Genomic DNA, 8,340 nt, shown 5'->3' with positions numbered 1-8,340 from the left:
GCATGTTATAGAAGGACTGCGTAGATATCAAGTGCACACAGCACATCCAGGATATTATGGCTTATACAATCCCCGCCCGAACTTTATGGGAATTATGGCAGACACGATAACAGCGGCGTTTAACCCCCAGCTTGCTGCATGGAGTCATGCACCGCTTGCCGTAGAAATTGAGAATTATGTACTGCGTGAGCTCGCCGTTCAATTTGGTTACCCGCGTGATGTTGCTGATGGAACTTTCACGACTGGGGGAGCGGAAGCTAATTTGACAGCAGTCTTAACGGCACTATCTTATCATTTTTCAAAGTATGCAACAGACGGATTAGCAGCTTTGGAGAAGCCACCCATTTTGTATGCTTCTGAAGAAAGTCATCATTCATTGGTGAAGGCGGCTCGATCCTGCGGGCTTGGAACGAATTCAATTCGCTCCATTCGTACGAACGATTCCTTGCAAATGGATATAGATGCGCTATCAGAACAAATACGTATAGACCGCGCGCAGGGTTTTGCCCCATTCCTTATTATTGCTACAGTGGGAACGACGGGAGCCGGTGCAATTGATCCGTTAATGGACATCGCAGCAATAGCGGAGCATGAACAGATGTGGCTTCATGTGGATGCTGCTTATGGCGGTGCAATCGTGTTGGATTCCGAGCTGTCCTACCATGTGGATGGTATCCAGCTAGCAGATTCAATTGCGTTTGATGCTCATAAGTGGCTGTCCGTTCCGATGGGGGCGGGCATGTACTTCACACGGCATTCACGTATATTGAATGAAACCTTCCGTATAACGGCAGATTATATGCCGAAGGAGGGTGAGGAGTTGCCCACGATTGATCCATATACGCATTCCATTCAATGGTCACGGAGATTTATAGGATTGAAGCTGTATTTATCCTTGGCTACAGCGGGTTGGGAAGGATATCGGGCTGTCTTGCGACATCAAATTGAAATGGGCAAGCGATTCAGAGAAGAATTAATGCGATCTGGCTGGACAGTTGCCAATGATACCGTGCTGCCAGTCATTTGCTTTCTTGATCAAGAAGCATGGGAACGAAACGATCAGCATTTCGCTCTAATTGTGAATCAACACTTATTAAGCACAGGGAAAGTGTGGCTATCCGTATTTATCATTCATGGTGTACCAACGCTGCGGGCGTGCTTTACCAATTACGATACGAGCGAACAGAATATGAAAGAACTCATTCATTTATTAAATGAGGCCAGATCCCTATATTACAGTCAACGAGCACATGTGTGATAAATGGTATGGGATAAATTACAATGCCGTGGATCATTGCAGAATGATAGTGTGTCTACTATAATGTTACCTACAACTTTATAACTGGATGAAGTTTGCGGGAGATAGACGAATCGTCTAGCCGAAGGGGTAAGCTCTCAGGCGCTTAGGCATATCGAACCTTGAGCTCGAATACGTATAAGCAGGACCGTAAATGGACAGGACTCTGGAGAGACTCCATGATTGGGGCACCGAAGGGGCAAGACGAATTTGATTCGTGGATTCGTTAAAACTCTCAGGTAAAAGGACAGGGATGCAGAAGCGTAGAAATCGTAAGTTATCGGTATGATGATCTTATTTAGGTATGTCACTTACGTCAGGTTATTTATTCTGCACACATGTCCCCAGAGTCAAATCATTCGATTTGACTCTTTTTATTTTCACAAAGAGGGGAACTGATTTGGCAATGATGGAACAATGGTTAGACAAATTGAACAGCATGGTATGGGGAGCACCGCTTCTTATCTTATTAGTAGGAACGGGAATTTTATTAACGATCCGCTTGGGTGGACTACAGTTGTTCCGCCTGCCGCTCGCCTTGAAGTTAATATTCAAGTCGAAGAACGAAGGAGAAGGAGATGTATCCAGCTTCGGGGCATTGGCTACTGCGCTGGCGGCGACAATTGGAACCGGTAATATCGTGGGGGTTGCTACTGCAATTAAGGTGGGTGGACCCGGTGCGTTATTCTGGATGTGGGTTGCTGCATTCTTCGGAATGGCTACCAAGTATGCGGAGGGCTTGCTTGCTGTCAAGTATCGCAACATTGATGACAATGGACAAGTGCTAGGCGGCCCAATGTATTATATTGAGAAGGGGCTTGGCATGAAATTCAAGCCGCTTGCTGTATTCTTCGCGATTAGCGGGGTGTTGGTTGCCTTACTTGGAATAGGTACATTTCCGCAAATTAATGCAATCGTCACTTCTACAGAAGCAAGCCTTGGAGTGCCTGCAGTAGTCACTGCGGCAATCGTCACTATCGTGACCGCACTTGTTACAATTGGCGGGATTCAGAGTATTTCACATGTGACGACGACAATCGTCCCTGTCATGGCTATTATCTATTTTATCGCAAGCTTTGTGGTGCTTATTGCATTTGCGGATCAGATACCGCACGCACTGTCGTTGATTTTCCATGGCGCGTTCAATGCAACAGCAGCAGGAGGCGGCTTCTTGGGAGCAACGGTTATGATGGCGATCCGCAACGGGATTGCAAGAGGTGTATTCTCCAATGAATCAGGTCTCGGAAGCGCACCGATTGCGGCCGCGGCTGCGAAGGTGAAATGGCCGGCTGAGCAAGGACTCATATCAATGACTGGAACATTCATCGATACGATCATCGTCTGCTCGCTTACAGGATTAACATTGATTGTAACGGGAGTATGGAATGGCCCAATGGAAGGAGCGGCCATGACACAGGCAGCATTTGATGCTGCGCTGCCATACGGTTCCCTCATTCTTATGTTTTGCTTGATTTTATTTGCATTCACGACGATTCTTGGCTGGAACTATTACGGCGAACGGTGCATGGTTTATTTGTTCGGTGTCAAATCGATTCTGCCGTACCGCCTTGTGTTCATTGCGATCATTGGCTTTGGGGCATTTATCAAGCTGGATATGATATGGAAGCTTGCTGATATTGTAAATGGATTAATGGCGCTGCCGAACCTAGTCGCACTGCTCGGTTTGTCTGGAGTCGTCGTGTCTGAGACGCGTCTATATTGGAAACATAGGGAATCTGGAAAATAAATAGAAGCAGGAAGCAATTCCTGTTCTTGAGTAAACTGCCAATGCACGAAAGTGAACATTTGGCAGTTTTTTTGCGTTTAATGAAACCTTTTGCCTATCTTGTGCATCTAATTGGCAGTTAGATTCGCGTGTATGGGGTAAAGAAGGGAGTAGAAACGGCTTGCATAGCGATATAGAGACAGATGTGAGATTGGCTAAGGAAGGTAATAAAGAGGCGTTTATTCGACTCATCAAGCAGCATGAAGCCCAAATGTTCAACATGGCCAGGTCGATCGTCAGAAGGGATGAGGATTGTGCAGATGCGATGCAGGAGGCTGTGCTCAAGGCTTACCGCGCACTGACCAATCTAAATCATCATGCCTATTTTAAGACTTGGCTCTTTCGGATATTGATCAATGAATGCAATATGATATTGCGGAAGCAGGCTCGCATCATCATGCTGGCTGAACTCCCAGAAGTTGGTGTTGCCACGGCTGAATACAGTGATCATCTTGATTTGCGTCAGGCGATCTATCGGCTTGAGGAAGTATCTCGCAATATTGTTATTTTGTTTTATTTTCAGGATTTGCCTATGCATCAGATCGCCGAGATGATGGATATGTCCGTGGGCGCGGTGAAGACACGGCTGCATCGGGCACGTCACACGCTCGCAGAATGGCTGGATGATACTGAAGAAAGGAAGATGAACGGATGAGAGACATACAACTGCCTATTGATCAGCGACTGGAACAGCTTAGGGAACCATATATTAGCGAGCTGCCAGAATCCGTTCGCAACCGAATGGACCGGACATACCAGATCATCGACGAGATACTTCCTGGACGGAAGAGAAGAAGTCGGAAGAACCGCTGGTTGCGCAGATTGTTGATTTCAACAGCGGGTGTAGCGAGTCTCGGGATTGTCATGATCTTCTCGGGTCTTGCCTCTCCAGCGATCGCTCAGACGTTAAAGCAGATTCCGTTCATGAATAGCGTATTCAAGCTGGTCGGTGATCTTGGCTTGCAATCCGCACAGGAGAAGGGGATGGTCACCTCAGTCAATCAGCGCGTAACCCATAAGGGAGTGACGCTCACGATTTCTGAGATGATGTATGATGGCAGCAGGCTATCTCTAGTGCTCAGTAGAGAAGATGCGAATGCGGCGAAGGATTCTTTTTTTCAGTTATGGAACAAGCAGCGCATGCTTAGCAAGCGAGCCAATAATATCGATTTTTATATGGGAGACAAGCAGATAAATACCGGGATGGGGCTGCAGCCGGGTGGGGAGCATGCTCCGCAATCGATAATCGTTACCGCTTTAGATTCTGCTGATCTCGAGCTTCCAGACTCGTTCGAAATGAAGATGGTCGTGTATTTGGCTGATGTGGATGAGAATTACGAGTTCCTCTTCCCGATCAAGAAGGATACGGAGCGAACGATTATCCTGAAGACATCAGAGACCAAATCACATGATTCGATAAACATGACGATCGATCGAGTCGAAATTACCCCCATCACAACCCGCTTGCTCGTCGGTGTCCACGGGGCAAGCGGAGAAGAAGATTATCGTAAAATGCTGGATGCAATACCGGATAGCTATAAAGTTGATGGGTTCCTCAATCTTGAGTTCGATATCGAGGATGAGCAGGGAAATGAACAGAATGCAATTGCGGGGAATGGTTCAGGAGAAGGAAAAGGAATGGTGTTCTCGACCTCTTACGAGCCTTTCAAGGTGAAGCCTAGCTTAATCGTCATTAAGCCGTTTGTAAGAAAAGGCCCGGATAAGAACTATATTCCACAGCTGGAGTTCAAGTTGCCCGTTCGATGAAAGGATTGCATTCCTCGATCATTCGCGTGTAACATGAATATTGATGGAATTATGCCATTACATCATGTATTTCAGTCGGAGGAGAGTTCACATCATGGAGCGCTTGAATGATTTGGAACCAGGTATTCGAAGCATCGTTAAGGATTTTATTGAATCAGGACGTCCTTCTGTGAGACAGCAGAGCTATCAGGATCGCCGTCAAGGTTATGTTCAATCGGTTGTGTTGGCAGGAGAAGCGGAGCCTATATGGGAAATCACCGATCATATGATCGATTCCATCCCTTTACGCATTTACCGACCGTCGTATGCGTCTAATCTTCCTGTTATGATCTATTACCATGGCGGGTGCTTTGTGAGTGGGGATTTCACAACTCATGACCGCCAGTTAAGAGCATTAGCTAACAAAGGGAACTCGATCGTGGTAGCAGTAGATTACCGCTTGGCACCAGAGCATGCCTATCCAGCCGCTCATGATGATGCCTATAAGGCTGCACTAATTGTGCGTGAGCATGCCGTATCTTGGGGAGGAAATCCGAACGATATTACACTGGCAGGTGATAGTGCGGGCGGACATATTGCGCTAGTAACGTCCTTGCGGCTCAAGGCGCAGAAGGAATGGATGCCAACAAGACAAATCTTGATATATCCGATGTTGGACGCTAGTGGTTCAAGCGAGAGTTATCAACGGTACGGAGATGATTACGTGATCACTCGCGATGCACTGCTCAGCGGTTTTGAAGCTTATTTCGGAGACATTCCATCCGAACATCCAGAGGCAAGTCCTATTCAGCGCAGCGACTTGGAAGGATTGCCATACACGCATATTCTTCTTGCCGAATTCGATCCTCTTGCAGACGAGGGAGAAATGTTGTATCGACGCCTGCTTGAAGCAGGAGTTGGTGTTGAGTGCAGGAAGTATTTTGGTGTCAATCACGGATTTTTCCAACTCGCGGGCATAAGCGGCGCTGCTCGGACAGCCATTCAAGACGTTGCCTCTATTATGAAGAGCAAACAATAGATAAATTCATTTGCTTGAACTAGATATAGAAGAGTTGAAATAGATACAGATATAGATATAGATATAGAAATAGAAATAGGTTTAGATATAGATAAAAAGAAGAGATAAAAAGGTGAATAGATAAATTCCTAGTTGAATCAGCGGCAGACGGTTCATATCCGGTTACGATCGTATTAATCTGTCGCTGTACAACTAGGATAACAGAGTTAAGGCATACTCAAAAAACCTTTTTTCCATTTTCTGATTTTCGTACGGAATGATGTAAATGGAGCAACCGAATTAATATGTATCCATCGAGCCATCGGCCAATTCTGCTTGTCCCCTGTCCAATTGCGAACCCCTTGTATGAATAATACCTCATCGTTATAGCTATCAATCCAATTCACCCACAGGTGTACGGCATCCTTGAGTTGATTGCGCAATTCAGTTAACGAGTAAGATGAATAATGCTCGTAGAAAGATTGATATAATGCACCGAGTTGATTCCACTTATACTCTGGAGAAGGCATATGTACGATTTCGCCTTCCTGTTCCTGCTTGTCCCACCCCATAACGAGATGCAGCCAGCCTAATTGATAGGCGATGATCTCGGCTGGAGTTCGATCTACCCCAGTGATTCGCACATCCCTTGCACTGTCCTCGATATCGTTGAATTCTTCATCAAACCGCCTATAGGTATATTGGATTGCATCAATTAAGGCAGCCTTATTGTTGTAATGATATGCTGTCATTGCGTTATCCCTCCTAAGCAATTGCTGTATATAGTATGACATTGGTAACCTGACAACTGGATGTCAACATTAATTGAACTTTGGAAATTATGATTTCACTGCAGAGTTGGAAAGTTCCTTTTTACAATCGGGGATATTTTAGGCGCTAATGGGATTGTTCCAAGATCCATGTCTGTCTATTGAGCTTGTTTTGAAAGGTCTGATAGAGTAGTGAATAGCAATAATGGAAAATAAAAGGATTTTGATCTGTATCATAAAACATTACAGGAAGGTGCTTGCTAGGGATGAATAAGATGTTTGCCACGCTGAGTGCAGTCATCGTATTAGCATGTTCACTACTAATATACCATTTTGTCATGGATGATTCGCATGTTGAACGTACCCATTCACACAGTCAATTATCGCTTATCGATGCACTTCATGTCGGAATGGTAGCGGCAAAAAAGTGGAATCCCGAAGCTGTCCTACTCTATGTGACAAGTGTGGATGACGGGTTCGGGAAGACAAGTGGACAAGAAGGTACAAGGAGTCGATGGAATTTACAGGTGGGTGCCCCGGCGAACAAGCGCGCTGTTATTGCGATTCGGGATGGAAAGGTGGATAAGGTCATACCTGGAATTGGTAATTACAATTCCGAATGGATGGTATCTACCGACAAGGTCAAGATTGACAGTACTGTGGCAGTGCTCAAAAGCATACGGTCAAGACATTTGCTACCTGGAGATGGATGGGCTAACGGCTATCACTTTATTCTTCAGGCAGGAGAAGGATTGACTACGATTACGGTGATTGGCCGAGATGATCAAGATCAACTGCAGCAGATCGAGTTCGATGCTGTAACGGGGAGGATATTGTCTGGACAAGGGGAGTGATCAAGATGAGAAAGTGGTTTGCAGCCATAATCATGTCAACAGCACTTCTATTTACCGGAGTATCTACAGCGAAGGCGGACATCACGTATATGAATGAAGATTTTACTGCGTATACAGGGGCGGCGGGAGACAATAAGCCGGTGTTTGCTGGTGGAAAGGCTGCCTACATCGGAGGTGTTGCTGTGCATCCGACAATCTGGGGTGCGGGAAACTGGAACAAGCCTGTTTTTCCGTTCGGTACAATGATTGTATTAAATAATAATGAGAGCATATCGATTCCAGGCGGTTACGTGATAAACACGTTTGTTGTTGAAGATACAGGGGATCTCAAGAATACAGCTAAACTCTCATATCGCTGGATTGATGTCTATTTCGGAAAATATAGCACCGCCAATCATCAAGCGGCTATTAACTTTGGCAAAAAAAGTTAAGTTACACGGTAATATCTTAATCACGGATTAGGATGTGACAACGAAAAGCAGCATGTCATGTACGGGTGATATGCTGCTTTATTGTCTCGCCGTTCCTTTCCCTTCACTCGAAATGGAGAAATAGTTGGTTAGGTAATGGAAAAAGATGAAGGATTTATGAATCTTGTTCCCGTCTTATTCGTACTACACATTGAGTACAGTGATGGGAGGCATAAGGATGAAGAAAAGGTTGTCTTGGGTTTTGGCAATATGTATGGTTGTTACGATGCTTGTTCCGACAAGCGCGATGGCTGCAGCTTCAAATGGAGGGTTAAATTACTCCGCTACCAAAAAAGTGGCTACTGAAAAAGCTTCACTGCTGACGGACACTTTCGGTACGACAAGTGTTCAATATGCACTCATTGATCATGGGAACATCGTAGTATCTGGGCAATCCGG

At 45.5% G+C, this 8,340-nt stretch carries 8 protein-coding genes, 1 pseudogene and 1 riboswitch; of the genes and pseudogenes, 8 read left to right on the top strand and 1 reads right to left on the bottom strand.

Annotation, left to right across the window (positions count from 1 at the left end):
* The 5 genes from AZ66_RS23815 to AZ66_RS23795 all read left to right on the top strand — a co-directional run.
* A partial coding sequence (locus AZ66_RS23815; protein WP_044357130.1) for a pyridoxal phosphate-dependent decarboxylase family protein occupies positions 1 to 1,258 on the top strand: 1,258 nt, incomplete at its 5' end.
* 195 nt (positions 1,259 to 1,453) lie between these two features.
* Positions 1,454 to 1,558: riboswitch (glycine riboswitch) on the top strand.
* Between the two features lie 145 nt (positions 1,559 to 1,703).
* Positions 1,704 to 3,044, top strand: a complete 1,341-nt coding sequence (locus AZ66_RS23810) for an alanine/glycine:cation symporter family protein (RefSeq protein WP_231587013.1) — start codon at positions 1,704 to 1,706, stop codon at positions 3,042 to 3,044.
* A 160-nt stretch (positions 3,045 to 3,204) separates the two neighbouring features.
* The gene (locus AZ66_RS23805; RefSeq protein WP_021260225.1) at positions 3,205 to 3,738 is read left to right on the top strand and encodes a sigma-70 family RNA polymerase sigma factor; all 534 of its coding nucleotides are present in this window, start codon (positions 3,205 to 3,207) and stop codon (positions 3,736 to 3,738) included.
* Positions 3,735 to 4,850, top strand: coding sequence for a DUF4179 domain-containing protein (locus AZ66_RS23800; protein ID WP_044357129.1), 1,116 nt, complete (start codon positions 3,735 to 3,737; stop codon positions 4,848 to 4,850). The genes AZ66_RS23805 and AZ66_RS23800 overlap by 4 nt, the downstream gene beginning before the upstream one ends.
* A gap of 94 nt (positions 4,851 to 4,944) precedes the next feature.
* The gene (locus AZ66_RS23795) at positions 4,945 to 5,868 is read left to right on the top strand and encodes an alpha/beta hydrolase (RefSeq protein ID WP_044357128.1); all 924 of its coding nucleotides are present in this window, start codon (positions 4,945 to 4,947) and stop codon (positions 5,866 to 5,868) included.
* A 206-nt stretch (positions 5,869 to 6,074) separates the two neighbouring features.
* Here AZ66_RS23795 and AZ66_RS23790 read toward each other — a convergent pair whose 3' ends face one another.
* Positions 6,075 to 6,599 carry a ClbS/DfsB family four-helix bundle protein gene (locus AZ66_RS23790; RefSeq protein WP_044357127.1) on the bottom strand — a complete coding sequence of 175 codons (525 nt, stop codon included), beginning with the start codon at positions 6,597 to 6,599 and terminating at the stop codon, positions 6,075 to 6,077.
* A gap of 284 nt (positions 6,600 to 6,883) precedes the next feature.
* Between AZ66_RS23790 and AZ66_RS23785 the strand changes: the two genes are divergently transcribed.
* The 3 genes and pseudogenes from AZ66_RS23785 to AZ66_RS23775 all read left to right on the top strand — a co-directional run.
* Entirely contained in the window at positions 6,884 to 7,471 is a 588-nt protein-coding gene (locus AZ66_RS23785) for a hypothetical protein (RefSeq protein WP_044357126.1), read from the top strand.
* Between the two features lie 5 nt (positions 7,472 to 7,476).
* On the top strand, positions 7,477 to 7,902 hold the full coding sequence (locus AZ66_RS23780; RefSeq protein ID WP_231587012.1) for a hypothetical protein: 426 nt from the start codon (positions 7,477 to 7,479) through the stop codon (positions 7,900 to 7,902).
* A 217-nt stretch (positions 7,903 to 8,119) separates the two neighbouring features.
* A pseudogene (locus AZ66_RS23775) lies at positions 8,120 to 8,340 on the top strand (serine hydrolase); the annotation flags it as partial.

Source organism: Paenibacillus sp. E194 (assembly GCF_000935845.1).
Taxonomy (GTDB): domain Bacteria; phylum Bacillota; class Bacilli; order Paenibacillales; family Paenibacillaceae; genus Paenibacillus_B; species Paenibacillus_B alvei_B.
The sequence above is the reverse complement of the archived record's forward strand: the minus strand, read 5'-3'. Positions and strand labels throughout refer to the sequence as shown.

Bases quoted from the DNA above. Each gene is read 5' to 3' on its own strand.
- AZ66_RS23810 (WP_231587013.1), top strand. From the start codon at position 1,704: ATGATGGAACAATGGTTAGACAAATTGAACAGCATGGTATGGGGAGCA.
- AZ66_RS23800 (WP_044357129.1), top strand. From the start codon at position 3,735: ATGAGAGACATACAACTGCCTATTGATCAGCGACTGGAACAGCTTAGG.
- AZ66_RS23795 (WP_044357128.1), top strand. From the start codon at position 4,945: ATGGAGCGCTTGAATGATTTGGAACCAGGTATTCGAAGCATCGTTAAG.
- AZ66_RS23790 (WP_044357127.1), bottom strand. From the start codon at position 6,599: ATGACAGCATATCATTACAACAATAAGGCTGCCTTAATTGATGCAATC.
- AZ66_RS23785 (WP_044357126.1), top strand. From the start codon at position 6,884: ATGAATAAGATGTTTGCCACGCTGAGTGCAGTCATCGTATTAGCATGT.
- AZ66_RS23780 (WP_231587012.1), top strand. From the start codon at position 7,477: ATGAGAAAGTGGTTTGCAGCCATAATCATGTCAACAGCACTTCTATTT.